The sequence below is a fragment of the Rugosimonospora africana genome (assembly GCF_016862975.1).
GTDB lineage: Bacteria > Actinomycetota > Actinomycetes > Mycobacteriales > Micromonosporaceae > Rugosimonospora > Rugosimonospora africana.
In genome coordinates, this window is the sequence record NZ_BONZ01000041.1 from 56,590 (window position 1) to 73,986 (window position 17,397).

Below are 17,397 nucleotides of genomic sequence, written 5' to 3' on the forward strand. Positions count from 1 at the left end.
TGCGTGTACCTGCTGATCCACCGGCGTGACCCCGATCGGGGGTCATGCCACCGGCGCCACCGGCCGCCACACTTGTCGTCATGGAGCACTCGGGGGCTTTGCAGGCTGCGGCGCGGCGGGAAGCGAAGCGTTTCGACCACCGTTGGTGGGAGGCGTCCGCGCCGCTGTACGACCGGTTGTGGACCGAGCCGCTGAGCGCGCGGCTGGCCGAGACGATCGTCGAGCTGGCCGGGGCGCCGGGCCGCCTGGTGCTTCTGGCCGGGGCGGCGCAGCCCACCCTCGCCACGGCGCTCGTCGAGGCCGGTCACCGGGTGGTGGCACTGGGACGGCAGCCGTCTGCGGCCGCGGCGGCGGGTCCCGCGCCGTCACGGTCGCAGACAGCCCGATCGCAGGCGACCCAGCGGCTGTCCCCGCGTTCGGTGGCCCGGGCGACGGTGACCTGGCTGGGCGACGACGTGGACGACCTGTCCGGGCTGCACGCCAGCGTCGACCTCGTGGTCGCCGTGAACGTGGTGCACACCCAGCCGCGACCCGCGATCACCGCGCTGCGGCTGGCCGGTCTGCTGGCCGAGGGCGGGCGGCTGATCTGCACCGGGCCAGGGGAGCGGACCGGCGGGGTACGGGTGGCCCGCGCCGAGCGGCGCACCGGCCTGGGCTGGGGCACGGTCTGGGCGCACGCCGCCGGCCGGCTCACGGTCGAGGCGCTGGACGCGCTGACCGCCCACCACCGCAACCAGGCGCTGCCGCTGGCGGTACGGGCCGCCGCGGACGCCTTCAGGCTCGACATCAGCTGGATCGAGGTACCGCAGGCGAAGCAGACCCTCGCCGTCCTCGACCGGGTACCCGCGCCCGACCCCGCGTCGACGTTGATCCCGGGACTACCCGCCCTCCCCAACACACGGTAGTCGACCGGACGCGGACGGGGCCGCCGCTGGCTGACCAGCCGCGGCGGCCCCTCCGCCGACACGTCGTGGTGTCGGCCCTGACGAAACCTCAGCTCGGCGTCGTCAGCCCTGCGTGACCGCGACCTGCAGCTCGGTCACGCCCTCCTCGGGCTTGTCCGGGTGGTAGTCCAGGTAGACCTCCCGGTGGTAGCCGACCGGACGGTACCCGTTGTCCTCGATCCAGCGGGCCAGCGTCTGCAGGCTGCCCATCACGTCGTCCATGTGCCCGTGGTGGACGATGGTCGCCGCGGAAATCGCCGGCAGGTCGACGACCGCGAAGTCCTGGCCGGCGCTCGGGCCGGTCGCGACCGGCATCCCGGCGTGCACCGTCACCGCGTCGCCGGCCGGCTCGTAATACGCGATCGCCGGACCGGCCGGGGTCACGCCGGCCGCCTCCAGGCGCCGGAACAACTCCGGGTACATCGGCACGATGACCGGCGAGATGTGTTCGGGACCGTACCCGGCGGCGGTGTCGGCCAGCTCCGCTATGCGGAGCGGGGCGACCGGCTTGAGTACGACGTCCTCGGTGTTCATGTGGCCCTCCGTCTCGATGATCCGGAGCCTCGCCTCCACACCGGCCAACCGGGCCGCGTCCGCGCTCAGCTGGGCCTCCAGCTGCGCGCGCCGCAGGCGCAACATCCCGCGAAGCTCCCCGACGTCGATTTCGTCGTCGAGGATCGTCCGGACCTGTTGCAACGTGAACCCCAGGTCCTTCAGGGCGATGATGCGGTTGAGCCGGCCGAGCTGCCCGGCGTTGTAGTAGCGGTACCCGCTGGCCGCATCGACCGCGGCGGGGATCAGCAGCCCCGTCGCGTCGTAGTGGCGCAGCATCCGGACCGATACCCGGCCGAGTTTGGCGAAGTCTCCGATGGTGAACATGGCACGTCCCACGGTCGGGCCTGACACCGTGTGAGAGTCAAGGCCGCGTCACGGTCGGCACCCATCCTGCCCGATGCCCGGCCGGCACCGCCCGCCGGCCGCGAACACAACTTGCGGCGGGCACGCCGGTCGGCCACGGTGGGACCCATGCGGGTCGCGGTGCTGTCTGACATTCACGGGGTACTGCCGGCACTCGACGCGGTCCTCGCCGAGCCGGACGTGCGGTCCGCCGATCGCATCGTCCTCACCGGCGACCTGGCCGCCGGGCCGCAGCCGGTCGAGACCCTCGACGCGTTGACCGCGCTCGGCGACCGCGCCGTGTGGGTCCGCGGCAACGCCGACCGTGAGCTGGTCACGCTCCACCGCGACGGGCAGGCGTCCGTGCCCGACCCGGTCGCCCCGTGGGCGGCCGCACAGCTGCGACCCGACCAGGTCGACCTGCTCGACTCGCTGCCGCTGTCGGCGGTCCTCGACATCGACGGGTTCGGCCCGATCCTGTTCTGCCACGCGACTCCCCGTGACGACGAGGAGGTCGTGCTCGTCGACAGCCGGCTCGACCGGTGGACGGAGGTGTTCGCCACCCTGGACGCGTCGGTGTCCACAGTGGTCTGCGGGCACACCCACATGTCGTTCGTGAGGCTCGTCGACCGGCGGCTGGTGGTCAACCCGGGCAGCGTCGGCATGCCGTACGGGGGCCCGGGAGCGCATTGGGCGATGCTGGACGGCGACCGGGGCGTGACGATGCGCCGTACCCGGTTCGACGTCGACGCCGCCTGTGCCCGGATGAGCGAGGAGTCGGCGTACCCGAAGGCGCGCGAGTTCGCCGAGTACTTCCTGCGGTCGAAGGCGTCGGACACCGACGCCCTGCGGGTCTTCGGCCCGCGCGACGGCCGCACGACCTGACCCGGGCGCGTCCGTCCGGCGTGCGCGTTCACCGGCGTTCGGCGGGCGGCCCGGCTCAGCCGGACAGCAACTCGTACAGGTGCCGGGCGATCGGCCACACCCCCTCGGAGCTGTTGGAGATCACCGTGTGGGTGAGCCCGGTTCCCGGCCGGTGCACGCTGCGGAACGAGACTCCGGCGTCGTACCCGTCCAGGATCACCGCGTCGCTCGACCCGTGCAGCCAGAAGCCGAGGCCGTAGCGCATCCGATCGCTCGCGCGGCTGCGTGGCCGGACCAGCTCGGCGACCCACCGGTGCGGCACGATCCGCCCGCCGAACAGAGCCCGCCAGAACGCGCTCAGGTCGGCGGCCGTGGAGTAGATCCCGCCGTCGCCGCCGGCCCGCACGGGTAGGTGCAGCAGGTTGGTGCGCGGTTGGGTGGCCGACAGGTACCCGATCGCGGTCCGGTCCGGCAACTCGTCGGAGCGCAGGAACTCGGTGTCGGGCATGCCCGCCGGTACGCAGACGCGTTCCCGCACGAGGTCGGGGAACGGCACCCCGCCGGTACGCTCGGCGATCAGCGCCAGCACCACGTAGCCGCCGTTGCAGTACGAGAACCGCTGCCCCGGGGCGAACTTCGCCGGGTACCCGTCGAGCACCGTCAGGTACTGCTCGGTGGTCGCCAGTTCGTGCACCGGTACCGGCACGAGGTAGTCGGTCACCGCGTGGTCGGCTTCCTCGTCGACGTAGTCCCCGATGCCCGAGCGGTGGGCCAGCAGCTGCTCGACGGTGACGTCGTCGCCGATCAGCGGCAGGTCCTTGCCGAGCACCGAGCGCGCGGTGGTGGACAGCCGCAGCGCGCCGTCCTCTATGAGGCTCACCATGGTCAGGGCGGTCAACCCCTTGGTGCCGCTGGCGATCGCGAACCGGGTGTCCACGGTGTTGGGTATCCGGTGGGCCCGGTGAGCCATCCCGTAGGCGGCGGCGAACGACCTCCCGCCGGTCCCCGGCACCGGCGCGGGATCGTCCACTGCCACGACACCGGCGAACCCGGTGGCGGCGGCGATCGCCTCGACCTGTTCGGCCAGCGACGGCATGGGGGAAGGGTAGCCGGTCACATTGCCCGGCGCACGCGGGTTTCCCGCGGGATCACGCGGGTCGGGGCAGGGGTCAGTTCATTGACAGTGGCCACTGTGCGGCTCAGAATTTTGATCATCCTCGATCCCCGTCGTCCCAGGGAGCGCCATGGAAAACTGGAGGGCCGCAAGCCCCCGCACCGCTCGCTGGTTCGTCGCGGCCACCGCCGCGATCGCCGCCAGCCTCTTCATCGGTACGCCAGCCAACGCGGCCGCACCCACCGGCCGTTACGTGGCGCTCGGCGACTCCTACACCTCCGGACCGCTCATCCCCAGCCAGGTGGACCTCAACTGCACCCGCTCCAACCACAACTACCCGTCGCTGGTGACCGCGTCGATCCACTCCTCGTCCTTCGCCGACGTCAGCTGTGGCGGCGCCACGACCAATGACATCCTCAATGCCGGCACCGGCGAACTCGGCCAGGCCGTTCCGGCGCAGATCAGCGCCGTCACCGCCAGTGCGGCGCTGGTCAGCGTCGGCATCGGCGGCAACGACATCGGCTTCACCGACATCATCGAGACCTGCGCCGAGGACAGCCTGTCCAACCCGCTGGGCAGCCCGTGCAAGAACGAGTACACCGCCGGCGGCAGCGACCAGCTGCTCGCCCGGATCAACGCGACCGCGCCCAAGGTGGCCGCGGTGCTGAGCGCGATCCACGCGGCGGCGCCGGGCGCGCGGGTGGTGGTCGTCGGGTACACCGCGATCCTGCCGGACAGCGGTCTGGGCTGCTGGCCGGTCGTCCCGATCTCCTATGGCGACGTGTCCTACCTGCGCGGCGTCGAGAAGGCGCTGAACTCGATGCTGGCCAGCACCGCGGCCGCGCACGGCGCGACGTACGTCGACGTCTACACGCCGTCGATCGGCCACGACTCGTGCAAGAGCAGCGGCACCCGGTGGACCGAGGGACTGGTACCCGGGACGTCGGCCGCCCCGTTCCACCCGAACGCGACCGGCGAGCAGGGCATGGCCAACGCGGTCCTGGCCACCCTGGCCCGGTAGCGGCGCCGAAGGCCGGAGGCGCCGGCCGGGTGACCGACCCGGCCGGCGCCCCGCTCTGTCCGGAACAGTCGTGTGTCTGGGTCACGATGTGCGGCGCGTCACTCGTGCGCCTGCCCGCCGTCGCCGGTACTGCCTCGGTGGCGCCTCGATCGAAGGTTCTCACCCGGGATCGACAGCCAGTAGAACGGGATCAGTGAAGTGATCACCAAGACGCCCAGCAGGGGGAGCACGACGCCGAGCCCGGTTCCCAGAGCGAGCCAGAAGGGCGCGGGCAGCAGACGCCTGCTGATCACGCTTGCCCCCTCGGGATCGATGGTCTTCGCGAGGAGCCGTTGGCCATGCTGCGCGTACCGCCAGATGAGGTTGAAGAGGATGGCCCCCAGCATGAAGGTGGTGCCGTAGAAAACGGTGGCCGCACGCTCGCCGTGCCCAGTGCGGAACGCCTGAGCGAGGACCGACGCGGTGAAGGGCAGGAACGCGCCGGTCATCAGCATCAAAGTGTTCAGCAGCAGCAGGATCCGATCGACGGACCGGATGTGGTCGAAGATGATGTGGTGATTGACCCAGGTCTGGCCGATCAGAAGGAATGTGATGGCGTAGGCGAGATAGGACGGCCACAGCGCCAGAAGACTCCGTCCCAGATGATCGGTTCCCGCCGGGAGGCGGATGTCCAGGACGAGGAGAGTGCTGATGATGGCGAAGACCGCATCGGTGAACCCGGTTACCCTCCTGGGCCCGCGCTCCACCCCGAACGCCGGGTCGGCTGCCCCCGCCCGCGGCCTCTGGGCCGAGGCCAGTTCCCGGATCCAGCGAGTCATCGAAGCGCCCACTGCGCTGGCCGGGTACCGGGGAATGACGGTGTCACGGCGCGGATGTGCCCTCCGGCTCGGAGCGAAACGAGTCAATTGAGGGCGTAATCGGTAGCTTATCCGGTTATTCGGCGTACCGGAGCGGAACTCTGAGTCCGGGGCGCCGGACGATTCGGATCCCGAGACAAGGCGCTCGCATCGCGCTGCCATCGAGTCTCCCGCACCGTCGGATGCGAGCGGGCCTCGAGTGACAGTTGCCGGCGGATCGGCACTAGTGTCCTGCACCGATTCTACCGGAGACCTCGCCATTCATCGATCACCGACACGCCGACCACGGCGTTTCGCCCCTGCCCATTTTTGAAAAACGGCCAGCGGTGTTTTCAAAGTTGTCGGTGGGTCGGTGGATACTTCGCGGCTGTGGGCAGACCTACCGCGTTTCGGTTCACGGTTGATCCGTCGCCGTCGCCGTCGCCGTCGCCGTCGCCGTCGCCGGCGCAGGTGATGGTGCTGGCGCGGCATGCGGGTGCGTCGCGCTTTGCCTACAACCAGTCGTTGCGGCTGGTCAAGGACGCGCTGACCGCCCGGGCAGCCGATCCTGGGGTGGGGGTGCCGTGGTCGGGGTTTGATCTGATCAACGCGTTCAACGCGTGGAAGGTGTCCGCGGCCGCGGGGCGGGTGCTGGTGGCTGACTCGTGCGGTGAGGTGGCCGTTGTGGCCACTGGTCTGGCCTGGCGGACCGAGGTGCACCAGCAGGTCTTGGAGGAGGCCGCGGTTGATCTGGGTCGGGCCCTGGCGGCCTATACCGGCGCTCGCCGGGGTCGGGGTGCTGGGCGGCGGATCGGGTTTCCCCGGTTCAAGCGCAAGAACCGAGATCGGCGGTCGTTTCGGATCCGGCAGAAAACCCGCGGCGGTCGTGGTTGTATCCGGGTCGGTGAGGCGGGTGCCCGGTCGGTGACCCTGCCCCGCATCGGTGTGCTGCGGGTACGCGAAGATACCCGCAAGCTGCGGCGGATGCTGCGCACCGGGCGGGCCAGCATCGCGTTCGCAACAGTGTCCGACCGGGCCGGGCGGTGGACGGTGACGTTGACCGTGAAGGCGGCCGATCTGCACCCGGACCGGCAGCACCCGCCACACCCCTACGGCGACACCGGTGGTTGGGTGGGGGTGGACCGGGGACTGAATGCGTTGGTGGTCGCCGCTACCTCCACCGGCCGGGAGGTGTTCCGGGAGGGCGCTCCGCCTCGGCCGTTGCGGGCCGCTCAGGGGCGGCTGCGGCGACTGTCCCGGCAATACAGCCGCAAGAAGAAGGGGTCGGTCAACCGTGCCGAGGCCGCGGCCCGGCTCGGCCGGGCGCATGCCCGGGTCCGGAATGTGCGGCAGGAGTTCCTGCATCAGGTTGCCAACCAGTTGGTCCAGACCCACGACCGGCTGGTGTTGGAGACCCTGAATATCACTGGAATGATGGCCAACCACCACCTCGCCGGCGCGATCGGTGATGCCGCCTGGGGCGAGCTGGGCCGGGTCATCGCCTACAAGCAGACCTGGCGCGGTGGCCACTGCATCCAGGCCGACCGGTGGTTCCCATCCACGAAAACCTGCTCCCGCTGCCACACCATCGCCACGACGATGCCGCTGTCGGCGCGCGTCTACCCCTGTGCGGCGTGCGGATACCGGGTGGACCGGGACCGCAACGCGGCCATCAACCTCGCCGTCTGGGCCGAGCAGCAGCACGCCCAGCCCGGGACCCCGACGCACGAGGCCCGGTTACCAACTCTTCCCGAGAGGACGGCTCTAGCCCACACTAACGTGCGGGTGAAACCAGCCCCGGTGACGGAAGAACCCACCCACCACACCTATCCCGGGTGCTGGTGACAGGGACGCCCGAGAAGGACGATGGATCATGAACTCCCACACAGGGACTAATGAAACACGCGGTAGTTCGCGGTCGGCTGCCCCGGTGGTGGTGGGGGTGACGCCGACCCGGATCCGGTCGGTGTGACCGACGCGGTCGGCGAGCCCGTGGGGCTCGGGCGCGCCGGGGCCGTCGTGGACGGGGTCGCCCGCGGGGTCGGGCTCGCCGATGGTGTCGCCGACGGGGTCCGGATCGGCGCGCTCGGTGTCGCCGGCGGACGGGTCGTGGGCGGGGCCGGCCGCGTCGGCTGTACGGCGTGGGTGGGCGGCGGGGCCGGCTGCTGGTACGCGGCCTTCGGTGCCGGCGCCGGCCGGACGAGCAGGTACGTGGCTAGCGTCGCCAGGAAGAACAGCACCAGCGCCACCGTCGACCTGCGTACCTTCCAGTGGCTCGGTGACCTCCAGCGGCTCATGACGGACCCGCCGCCGTCGCCGTCGCCGGTACAGTGTTGACGTCGGCCGGGACGTTGATGCCCTCCCGGCGCAGCGTGCTGGTGATCCGGGCGCGCAACATCCGGCCGATGTCGAACTGCTTGCCGGGCAGGGTACGGGCGACCACGCGAATCTTCAGCTGGTCGATGTCCAGGCTCTCCACGCCCATCACGGTCGGCGGGTCCAGCAGCAGGTTGTGCCGCTCGTCCTCGCGGTACATCTCGTTACCGACGTCGACCAGGAGTGCACTGACCCGGGTCACGTCGGCGGTGGCCGGGATCGGGACGTCGACCACCGCCCGGGCCCAGTCCCGGGACAGGTTGACCACCTGGATGATCTGCCCGTTCGGTGTGGTGACGACCTCGCCGTTGATGGTGCGTATCCGGGTCATGCGCAGCGTGACCTCCTCGACCGTACCGGTGAGCGGAGTGATCGTCCCCGGAACGTTGAGGCGTACCAGATCGCCGAAGCCGTACTGACGCTCCGTGACCACGAAGAACCCGGCGAGGATGTCCTGAACGATGCGCTGGGCGCCGAATCCGAGCGCGACGCCGAGCACGGTCGCCGGCGCCACGATGCCGCTGAGCGGGATGCCCAGCCGTTGCAGCACGAGCACCGCGGTGACGGAGTAGACCAGCACCAGGAAAGCCCAGGCGACCACCTGGATCACCGCGTGCCGGTGCTTGGCGTCCTCGGTCACCACCGTGTCGCCACCGGACGATTCGGCGTCGATGCGGCCGGTGATGCGCCTGCTCAGCCAGGTCACGAACCGGGTCAGCAGCACCGCTCCGGTGACGTACAACACGATTTCCAGCCCGCTGCTGCGGGCCCACAGTCCGGCGTCGGTCAGGGGGGCCAGGCCCTCGTACATAGCTTCGGTCGCCTCACTCGGTTTCCGGCACGTCGATCACCCCGGGGGCGAAGATCGAACGATCGTCGCACGGGTCCGGGCCGACGGCGACCGGGCCCGCGGATTCCGTAATCCAGGACACACGGCGGAAACGTCCCCGGCATCCGTGCCGCCCGCGCCGCCGGTTCGGGATCAGCCCAGCCAGCGCCGGACCTTGCCGCGGCCGGCGCGGTGACGGATCCGGGGGAGGTCGGCCACGGCCCGTTCCGCTGTCTCCCGCTGCGCGGCGTACAGCAGCCCGTAGGTGAAGGCGTTCTCGCCGTCCAGGTACGCGCGCATCCCGTAGTCGCGCATCAGCTGACCGGTGACGATCGCGTCCTGGTGGGCGCCGAGCGCGTCCTGCAGCGCCGACAGGCGCTTGGCCGGGGCCGGCGCGCCGGCCGCCCCTCCACCGGTACCAGCGCCTCGGCCGCGTACCGCGCCCGCTTGTACGCCTTGCGGGCCTCGTGCAGCGCGACGTCGTGGTTGTCGGCCGGCGGCGGGCGCAGCGGCCCGGTACCGGTGCGTCCGGGCCGTACCCGGTTCGCCGCGGCCAGCCTGCGCTCGGCGCGGCGTACCGCCTTGCCGGTCAGCCGGCGCAGCCGCGCCCGCGTGACCGGGACGGAGGCGGCGTCGGCCAGGGCACCGAGCCGGTCCAGCAGCTGACCGTACCGTTCGCTGTCCAACGCCTCGGCCAGGTCGTCGCGTGCCTGCCGGCGTCGCGTGCCCAGCCGTTCCCGGATGCGGGCGCGGACCGGGCCCACCACCGACTCGGCCACCTGCGCGGCCACCGCGTCGTCCAGGCGCCGGGCCAGGACGTCGCCGTCGCGCACCGCCCCGAGCGTCGTGCCCAGCCAGCGAAGCTCCTCGCCCAGCCGGCGCAGGTCGTCGCGCGGCAGCCGATCGTCGCGCTGGAGTACCGGACGGAACGTGCGCAGTGTCGCGCGCAGCCGCCGTGTCGCCACCCGCATGTCGTGCACCGCGTGCGGGTCACCGGCGCGCACGCCCGGGTCGGTGCTCAGGATCGCGTCGCGCTGCCTGGTCAGGTAATGAATCAGGGCCGCGCCGGCGTTTCCGGTACCGGCCGGCTCCGGCCGCCGTCCCGGCTCCTGCCACTTCGCGCCCAGGGTACGGGCGGGCTCCGACGCGTCCCGGGCCGGCGTGAAGTCCTTCGGCCGCCGGTTCTTGCGTTCGATCTCGATCGTCGTTGCCATGACGTCGCGTACCCTCGCGCCCGCGCCCGTCAAACAAGGCCGCCGAACAACGCGGTCGAACCAGGCCGTCAAACAAGGCCGCCGAACCAGGGCGCCGAACCAGGCTGTCGAACGACGCTAGGGAACCACGCAGTCCGGACGCGCCGCGCTCAGGCGGCGCCGCTCGCGGGCACGTCGGTGACCGGGGCGGCGTCCAGGTCGCGCATCCGTTGCCGGAGGCGGCCAGCGTCGCTCGCCCGCCGCTGTGCCTCGTACAGCTCGATCGCCGACCGCCAGGACCCGCGCGCCCGGGCGTGGTCGCCGACCGCGGCGTGCGCCGTGCCCAGCCGTTCCAGCGTGTCGGCCTCGCCGTAGCTGTTGCCGAGGTCGCGGTACAGGGTCAGGGCCTGCTCGTAGTGTTCCCCGGCGTCGGCGTGCTGTCCGGCGCGGTACGCGAGGTAGCCCAGGCTGTCCAGGGTGTCTGCCTCGGTGTCGCGGAAGCTGTGACGGCGGGACAGGGCGAGTGCCGACCGCAGGTTCGTGCGGGCCTCGTCGTGCCGGCCGAGGCGGGTCAGGTACCAGCCGACCATGTTGAGCGCGATGGCCTCCCGCACCGGGTTGTCGAGGCCGCGGTAGAGGCGGCCGGCCTGGCTCGCGTGTTCCAGCGCCCGCTCGTCGTTGCCCTGCTGCCCGAAGGCCAGAGCGAGCGCCAGGTGGGTCGGCGCCTGGCCGGCCGGATCGCCGGCCTGCTCGGCCACCTCCAGCGCGTGGCCGAGGTGGTCGGTGCCGTCGCCGAAGCGGTCGGCGCGGACGAACGCGTTGCCCAGCCGCCGGTGGGCCAGCGTCTGCATGTCCAGGTCGCCGACGTGCTGCGCGGCGGCCAGCCCGGCCTGCCACGAGGCAACGTTGTCGTGCAAGTGTCCGCGCCGCCCGTGCAGCGGGTCGAGAGTCCAGGCCAGCTGCCACGCCTCACGGTGCCGGCCCCAGGCGCCGGCCCGCTGCTGGAGCGCCAGCAGGCAGCCGTGCTCGGCGTCGAGCCAGGCCAGCGCGGCGGCCTCGTCCGGCAGTGGGTGCGGGTCGACGCCCGCGACGGGGTCGGCCAGCGCGATCGGCGGCCGGTGCGGATCCAGTAGCTGACCGGCGGCGAACGCCGTGTGCAGGCAAAAGCTGACCAGCCGGCTTATCGCGGCGCTCCGGCGGTCGGCGGGCAGCACCTGGGCCTGCTCCGCCGCGTACAGCCGGACCAGATCGTGCATCCGCCAGCGCCCGGTTGTGTGCTGCTGGACCAGCGACCGTCGCTCGAGCGCCCGGAGCACCCCGATCGTCTCGGCGGCCGGCAGGCCGGCCAGCGCGGCGGCCGCCGGCAGGCTGATGTCCGGGTCGGCGGCGAACCCCAGCAGGGCGAACACCTCCGCCTGGCGTTCGGTGAGCGCCGCGCACGACCAGGACAGCACCGCGCGCAGGCTCGCCTGCACGTCGTCCTCGTCGAGAGCGCTCAGCCGGGTCGTCGTGTCGCGCAGTTCCTCGGCGATCGCGGCCAGCCCGGAGGCCGGCTGGGTCGCGGCCCGCGCCGCGGCGATGCCGAGCGCGAGCGGTAGGCCGCCGCAGCCGGCCAGCAGCGCGGCCGCCGCGTCGGGCTCCTCGGCCAGCCGCTGGACGCCCAGCCTGCGGGCCAGCAAATCCCACGACTCGGCCTCGCCGAGCACGTCCAGCGACAGGCAGTCCGCGCCGTGCCGGCTGACCAGACCGGTGAGCCGGTCACGGCTGCTGACGATCACCGTGCACGTCGCGGAACCGGGCAGCAGATCGGTCACCTGGGTGGTGTCCCGGGCATTGTCCAGCACGATCAGCATCCGCCGGCCGGCCATCAGGCTGCGGTACAGGCCGATCTGCGCGTCCGGGTCGGCCGGGATCGTCGACGGCGCCGCGCCCAGGGCGTCAAGGAATCCGCGGATCGCCGTGGCCGGCGGGGTGGGCTGCATTGACGGATCGAAGCCGTGCAGGTTGACGAACAGCTGCCCGTCGGGGAAGCGGTGGAGATTCTGGTACGCCCAGCGCAGCGCGAGCCAGGTCTTGCCGACGCCACCGGATCCCCCGATGGCCACGATGGGTACCGTCTCCCCGCCGGTGGGGGATGCCAGTGCCTTGCTGAGCGTGGACAGCTCGTCGGCCCTGCCGGTGAACCAGGGCGGTGCGGCCGGCAGCTGCCGCGGCACCCGCTCTGGACCGGTGGACGGCGCCCGGTCCGTCTCCCGGGCCGGTGGCCGCCGGGGAATCTGACTGGCGGAGTGGACGCCGGGCGGGACGTCGCGCCGCAGCATCGCGGTGTACAGCTTGCTCACCTGCGCGCCCGGGGCCACTCCCAGCCCCTCGGCGAGACGCTCGCTCAGCCCCTGGTAAGCGGCCAGCGCCTCGGCGTACCGGTCGGACCGGTACAGCGCGAGCATGAGCTGGGCGGCCAGCCCCTCCCGGTACGGGTGCTCCGCGGTCAGCGCGGCCAGCTCGCCCACCAGGTCCTGATGGCGCCCGCCGGCCAGCTCCGCGTCGACCATGAGCTCGGTGGCGGTCATCCGCAGCTCGGTCAGCTCGGCCCCGATCCGCTCGCGGAGCCGGGGCGTCGCCTCGTCGGCGAGTATCGGTCCCCGCCACAGCGCCAGCGCCTCCCGCAGCCGGGCGGCGCGCTCGACCGGATCGGCGACGGTACGCGCCCGCTCGACCATCGTCCGGAACCGGGCGGCGTCGATGCGCTGCGGATCCACCTCGGCCAGGTAGCCGCCGTTGCGGCTGACCAGCCGGATGCCGAGCGAGCCGTCGTGGTGCGGGTCGAGCCGGTTGCGCAGCCGCGACATGTGCGTGTTGAGGGCGGCGCGGGCGGTCGCGGTCGGCTGGTCGTCCCAGAGCAGGGCGGCCATCCGCTCGGCCGGGATCGGCGTGCCGGCGTCGAGCAGCAGTACCCCGAACAGGCACCGTTCGCGGCGCCTGCCCAGTGGCACCGGCTCGCCGTCGTGGTCGGCTTCGACCCGACCCAGCACGCGGAACTGCACGCATTCCTCCCCGGTGGCGACGCCCCCCGGCGACGACGCCTGCCCGGGAGTGTAGTTACCGGGGGATCCGCGCCGGCATGCGCCGCCGGCCACGACGGTGGCGACCGGCACCGGCGGCCGGCCGGCTCAGCAACGGATCACGGCGGCCGACTGCGGCGGCAGCTCGACCGCGCTGCGGATCAGCACCAGCCCCGGCTCGGTCGCCAGCAGCACGTCGCGGGGCCAGTCGTCGAGGCCGATCCGGCGGTGCTGGTCGGCGAAGTTCGCCAGCACCACGATGCTGCCCCGCCGGATCGTCAGGTACCGGTCGCCGTGGTGCACCCTGATCCGGTCCAGGCGCGGGTCCGACAGGTCCGGCCACGCCTTGCGCAGCGCGATCAGCCGGCGGTAGAACGCCAGCATCTCGCGGTGCCCCGGGCGGTCCAACTCCGCCCAGTCGAGCTTGGAACGGGCGAACGTCGCCGGGTCCTGCGGGTCGGGCACGTCCGCGTCCGGCCAGCCGTGCTCGGCGAACTCCCGCCGCCGGCCGCTGGCCACGGCCGAGGCCAGCTCCGGCTCCGGGTGGCTGGTGAAGAACTGCCAGGGCGTCGATGCCGCCCACTCCTCGCCCATGAACAGCATCGGGGTGAACGGACCGGTCAGCAGCAGGGTGGCACCGACACGCAGCAGCGACTCGGGGACCAGCGCGGAGATCCGGTCGCCGGCCGCGCGGTTGCCGATCTGGTCGTGGTTCTGCAGGTACGCCACGAAGCGGTGGCCCGCCGTCCGGTGCGGGTCGATCGGCCGGCCGTGGGTACGGCCCCGGAACTCCGACCAGGTGCCGGCGTGGAAGTACGCCTCGCGCAGCACGCCGGACAGGCATTCCAGGGTGCCGAAGTCGGCGTAGTATCCCTGGCGCTCACCGGTCAGCAGTGCGTGCAGCGCGTGGTGCACGTCGTCGTCCCACTGCGCGTGCAGCCCATACCCTCCGGCCTCGCGCGGCGTGATGAGCCGGGGATCGTTGAGGTCGGACTCCGCGATCAGCGACAGCGTCCGGCCCAGGTGCGCCGACAGCGCCTCGACCTCGGCGGTCAGCTCCTCCAGCAGGTGCACCGCCCGGTGGTCGGTCAGCGCGTGCACCGCGTCCAGCCGCAACGCGTCGACGTGGTAGTCGCGCAGCCACATCAGCGCGTTGTCGATGACGTACCGGCGCACCTGGTCGGAGTCCGGTCCGTCCAGGTTGATCGAGCGGCCCCAGGTGTTGCTGCCCTGCGCCAGGTACGGCGCGAACCGGGGCGGGTAGGCCCCGGAGGGCCCGAAGTGGTTGTAGACCACGTCGAGCACCACCCCGAGGCCGCGGCGGTGGCACGCGTCCACCAGCCGCTTGAACCCGTCCGGCCCGCCGTAGGGCTCGTGCGGCGCGTACCAGCAGACGCCGTCGTAGCCCCAGTTGTGCTCGCCGTTGAACGCGTTGACCGGAAGCACCTCGACCAGGTCGACGCCCAGGTCGACGAGGTGGTCCAGCCGGTCGATGGCGGCGTCGAAGGTGCCCTCGCCGGTGAAGGTGCCGATGTGCAGCTCGTAGAGCACGGCACCGGGCAGCTGCCGTCCCGTCCACGCCCGGTCGGTCCAACCGAACGCGGAGTGGTCGTAGACCCGGCTGGGCCCGTGGACGCCGGCCGGCTGCCGGTGCGACTGCGGATCGGGCAGCGGCGTGTCGTCGTCGTCCAGCAGGTACGCGTAGTCGGTGCCCGGGCCGGCCTCCGGCACCTCGGCACGCCACCAACCCCCGTCGTCCCGGGTCATCGCCCGCTGCGCGCCGGCCGCGAGCAACCGCACCCGCTCGGCTCGCGGAGCCCACACAGTGAACGTGGTCATGTCCCCACCAGCGGTGCGACGGGTCAGGTGGATCATCGGCCGGTCCGCGGCCTGGCGCCGCGGCCGATCTCCGATCAGTGGCGACGCTACCCCGGTTCCGCCCGGTCCGCTCGGCGGGCGGGCCGAGTTCCCGCAGGTACACGAAGTTCTCGCGGATTGGGGGCCGGGTATTCACCGGGCGTTCGGGTGGGCCTTTGCCAGCAGGCGCTTTAACTGACCGCCCCGGCCTGGGTCACCAGGCTCACGTACCAGGCGTCGTTCGGGTAGTTGGTCGCCGGGTAGTTGGCCAACGGATTGGTCGCGTAGCCCGCGCTGTCGAAGTCCCAGCCGCGCACGACGTGGCCGGCCAGCCGGGCCGAGGTGATGAACCCGGTGTCGGTGGCCGGTGCCGCGTAGAACAGCGCGCCCTCGGCCAGGGCGGCGGAGTCGCCGTCCTGGTACTCGTCGAAGGCGTCCTGCGGGTACCGGATGCGGTCTGCGGCGACCCGGTCGGTCGCGTAGTGCAGGGTCTGCGCGGGGGCGGCGCCGTCGGCGCCGGTGGACACCGACACCCGCATGGTGCCCCGGGTCGAGACCGCCTTGGCGTACAGGGCGTCGGACGTCTTGCCGTGGGTCGCGCTGTTCCAGGTGACGGTCAGCGCGGTGGCGTTGAGCGTGCCGTCCCAGTCCCAGTTCTGGCTGTTCGACTGGCTGCGGTGGATCTCGTGCACGGCGGTGCTGCTGCCGGCCGCGAAGCTGACCGTCGGGGTCACCCCGCTGTCGTACTGCCGGCTCGGCGACCAGGTGATCTCGCCGTCGGCGCCCAGCTGCCCCGCGTGGTACCAGAGGGTGTCGGCGCTCTGCGACTTGTGGACCTCGACGAGCTGCCCGTTGTCGTTGAGCGCGACCGCCGGCGTGACTCCGGTGTCGTACTTCCCGTGCCGCAGCCAGGTGATCCGGCCGTCGGCGCCGTACGTGCCGGTCCAGTACCACAGCGCCCCGGACCCGGAGTCGTGCACCTCGACGACCTGGCCGTGCGCGTTGATGGCGACCGCCGGATTGGCCCCGGTGTCCTCTTTGTACTCGGTGCGCGTGCCGGCGTCGCCGGACAGCAGCGTCAGCACCCGGCCGCGCAGTGAGCCGATCGTGCCCAGCGCCGCCGGCACGTCCTTCGCCAGCAGCAGGCGCGACCCGAACGCGTCGGTCAGCTCCCGGTTGAGCGCGGCGAGGTTGCCGGCCGCGTACGAGGTGTTGTCCGTCAGGTCGTCCTTGAGGTCCAGCATGACCAGCAGCGGCGCGGCCGTCGGGTGCGCCGCCGACCAGGTCGACACCGTCTGCAACCAGTCGCGCAGCAGGTTGGACGCGGGGTTGCCGCCGCTGTGGTCCACCAGGTCGCCGGGCGCGTCGTGACCGATGGAGTAGTCGTGGTTGGTCGCGTAGCCATTGTCGTGGATGTCGAACTCGATGAACCGCACGCCGCCGTCGAGCTGGCTGGCGATCGAGCCCTTGCCGCCGTCCAGGTTGCCCGAGTAGCTGTTGTGGGTGGCCCGGAAGACGGCCGACGCGAACGGCAGGTTGTCGCCGGGCAGCGCCGCCACGGTCTTCGTCGTGGTCGTCGCGGCTGGCGTGGTCGACGCGGCCTGGGCCGGCGGCGCGAGCGCCACGCCGCCGATCAGGGCGGTGGCGACGCCGAGCGCCATCGCCGCCGCTCGGAATCGAATGCCGCAGGAACGCGCTACTGCCACGACGGTCTCCCGGGAAGCGAAGGCTGATGGAGTCAGCCATATCTATGCCATCGACGGTGTCGGGTGTCAACGACCGCGCGGTGAATATCTGGCCGTTGGCGGGAATGTCGGCGGCAGGCAATAGGCTGTTCGCCATGGCTGATCCGTTCCGGGTGCGCATCACGGTGCGCGGATACGAGCTCGACACCCAGGGCCACCTGAACCAGGCGGTATACCTGCAGTATGCCGAGCACGCCCGTTGGGAGTGCCTGCGTGCGGCCGGCATCTCGCAGGCCGGGCTGCTCGCGCAGGGGGTGGGGCCGGTGGCACTCGAGGTCACCCTGCGATACCTGCGCGAGCTGCGCGGCGGCGACGAGGTCGACGTGTCCTGCCGGTTCGCCTGGGACACCGGCAAGACGTTCCGCGTCGAGCAGGACTACCGCCGCCCCGACGGCGAGCCGGTGGCGTCGCTGACCGGGGTCGGCGGCCTGCTCGACCTGCGGGAGCGCCGGCTGGTGGCCGATCCGGGGGAGCGGTTCCGGGCCATGGCCACCGACCCGAAGCCGCTGGGCCTCTGACCCGCCGAACCGCCTGCCGCCCACCCGTCGGGCGGCTGGGCCTCTGACGCGGGGCGCTGGCCCGCCGGGCGCTGGCCCGCCGGGCGCTGGCCCGCCGGGCGCTGGCCCGCCGGGCGCTGGCCCGCCGGGCGCTGGCCCGCC

General features: G+C 72.2%; 15 protein-coding genes. 5 read left to right on the top strand and 10 right to left on the bottom strand.

What is annotated here, in order from left to right; translation table 11 throughout:
- The first annotated feature begins 80 nt into the window (after positions 1–80).
- The gene (locus tag Raf01_RS22190; RefSeq protein WP_203919890.1) at positions 81–905 is read left to right on the top strand and encodes a methyltransferase domain-containing protein; all 825 of its coding nucleotides are present in this window, start codon (positions 81–83) and stop codon (positions 903–905) included.
- Positions 906–1,007: 102 nt separating this feature from the next.
- Here the strand turns inward: Raf01_RS22190 and Raf01_RS22195 are convergent, their stop codons facing one another.
- Positions 1,008–1,823: a MerR family transcriptional regulator gene (locus tag Raf01_RS22195; RefSeq protein WP_203919891.1), complete on the bottom strand. Its 816-nt coding sequence runs from the start codon at positions 1,821–1,823 to the stop codon at positions 1,008–1,010.
- A 147-nt stretch (positions 1,824–1,970) separates the two neighbouring features.
- On the opposite strand from Raf01_RS22195, the gene Raf01_RS22200 reads away from it, so the two are divergent.
- A complete protein-coding gene (locus tag Raf01_RS22200) occupies positions 1,971–2,726 on the top strand; it encodes a metallophosphoesterase family protein (RefSeq protein WP_203919892.1) in 756 nt (251 codons plus the stop codon).
- Positions 2,727–2,781: 55 nt separating this feature from the next.
- Here Raf01_RS22200 and Raf01_RS22205 read toward each other — a convergent pair whose 3' ends face one another.
- On the bottom strand, positions 2,782–3,801 hold the full coding sequence (locus Raf01_RS22205) for a serine hydrolase domain-containing protein (RefSeq protein WP_203919893.1): 1,020 nt from the start codon (positions 3,799–3,801) through the stop codon (positions 2,782–2,784).
- Positions 3,802–3,949: 148 nt separating this feature from the next.
- Between Raf01_RS22205 and Raf01_RS22210 the strand changes: the two genes are divergently transcribed.
- Entirely contained in the window at positions 3,950–4,840 is an 891-nt protein-coding gene (locus Raf01_RS22210; protein WP_203919894.1) for an SGNH/GDSL hydrolase family protein, read from the top strand.
- A gap of 98 nt (positions 4,841–4,938) precedes the next feature.
- Here Raf01_RS22210 and Raf01_RS22215 read toward each other — a convergent pair whose 3' ends face one another.
- Complete coding sequence (locus Raf01_RS22215; protein WP_239133807.1) at positions 4,939–5,586, bottom strand: TMEM175 family protein; 648 nt, start codon at positions 5,584–5,586, stop codon at positions 4,939–4,941.
- A gap of 480 nt (positions 5,587–6,066) precedes the next feature.
- On the opposite strand from Raf01_RS22215, the gene Raf01_RS22220 reads away from it, so the two are divergent.
- Positions 6,067–7,521 (top strand): RNA-guided endonuclease InsQ/TnpB family protein, encoded by a 1,455-nt coding sequence (locus Raf01_RS22220; protein WP_203919895.1) that lies wholly within the window; start codon positions 6,067–6,069, stop codon positions 7,519–7,521.
- A 47-nt stretch (positions 7,522–7,568) separates the two neighbouring features.
- On the opposite strand, the gene Raf01_RS51300 is transcribed toward Raf01_RS22220, so the two are convergent.
- The 7 genes from Raf01_RS51300 to Raf01_RS22255 all read right to left on the bottom strand — a co-directional run bounded on the left by Raf01_RS51300 (position 7,569) and on the right by Raf01_RS22255 (position 16,699).
- Positions 7,569–7,973 carry an Rv3103c transmembrane domain-containing protein gene (locus tag Raf01_RS51300; RefSeq protein ID WP_505973667.1) on the bottom strand — a complete coding sequence of 135 codons (405 nt, stop codon included), beginning with the start codon at positions 7,971–7,973 and terminating at the stop codon, positions 7,569–7,571.
- The gene (locus tag Raf01_RS22230; RefSeq protein WP_203919897.1) at positions 7,970–8,863 is read right to left on the bottom strand and encodes a mechanosensitive ion channel family protein; all 894 of its coding nucleotides are present in this window, start codon (positions 8,861–8,863) and stop codon (positions 7,970–7,972) included. Before Raf01_RS22230 ends, Raf01_RS51300 begins: the two co-directional genes overlap by 4 nt.
- 171 nt (positions 8,864–9,034) lie before the next feature.
- Positions 9,035–9,196 carry a hypothetical protein gene (locus tag Raf01_RS22235; protein WP_203919898.1) on the bottom strand — a complete coding sequence of 54 codons (162 nt, stop codon included), beginning with the start codon at positions 9,194–9,196 and terminating at the stop codon, positions 9,035–9,037.
- Positions 9,196–10,095, bottom strand: a complete 900-nt coding sequence (locus tag Raf01_RS22240; RefSeq protein WP_203919899.1) for a CHAD domain-containing protein — start codon at positions 10,093–10,095, stop codon at positions 9,196–9,198. Before Raf01_RS22240 ends, Raf01_RS22235 begins: the two co-directional genes overlap by 1 nt.
- A 149-nt stretch (positions 10,096–10,244) precedes the next feature.
- On the bottom strand, positions 10,245–13,118 hold the full coding sequence (locus Raf01_RS22245; protein WP_203919900.1) for an AfsR/SARP family transcriptional regulator: 2,874 nt from the start codon (positions 13,116–13,118) through the stop codon (positions 10,245–10,247).
- A 126-nt stretch (positions 13,119–13,244) separates the two neighbouring features.
- Entirely contained in the window at positions 13,245–14,975 is a 1,731-nt protein-coding gene (gene treZ / locus Raf01_RS22250; protein WP_203919901.1) for a malto-oligosyltrehalose trehalohydrolase, read from the bottom strand.
- A 209-nt stretch (positions 14,976–15,184) separates the two neighbouring features.
- Positions 15,185–16,699 carry a PI-PLC domain-containing protein gene (locus Raf01_RS22255; protein WP_239133808.1) on the bottom strand — a complete coding sequence of 505 codons (1,515 nt, stop codon included), beginning with the start codon at positions 16,697–16,699 and terminating at the stop codon, positions 15,185–15,187.
- A 134-nt stretch (positions 16,700–16,833) separates the two neighbouring features.
- Here Raf01_RS22255 and Raf01_RS22260 point away from each other — a divergent pair, with 134 nt between their 5' ends.
- Positions 16,834–17,256 carry an acyl-CoA thioesterase gene (locus Raf01_RS22260; RefSeq protein ID WP_203919902.1) on the top strand — a complete coding sequence of 141 codons (423 nt, stop codon included), beginning with the start codon at positions 16,834–16,836 and terminating at the stop codon, positions 17,254–17,256.
- Positions 17,257–17,397: the final 141 nt, after the last annotated feature.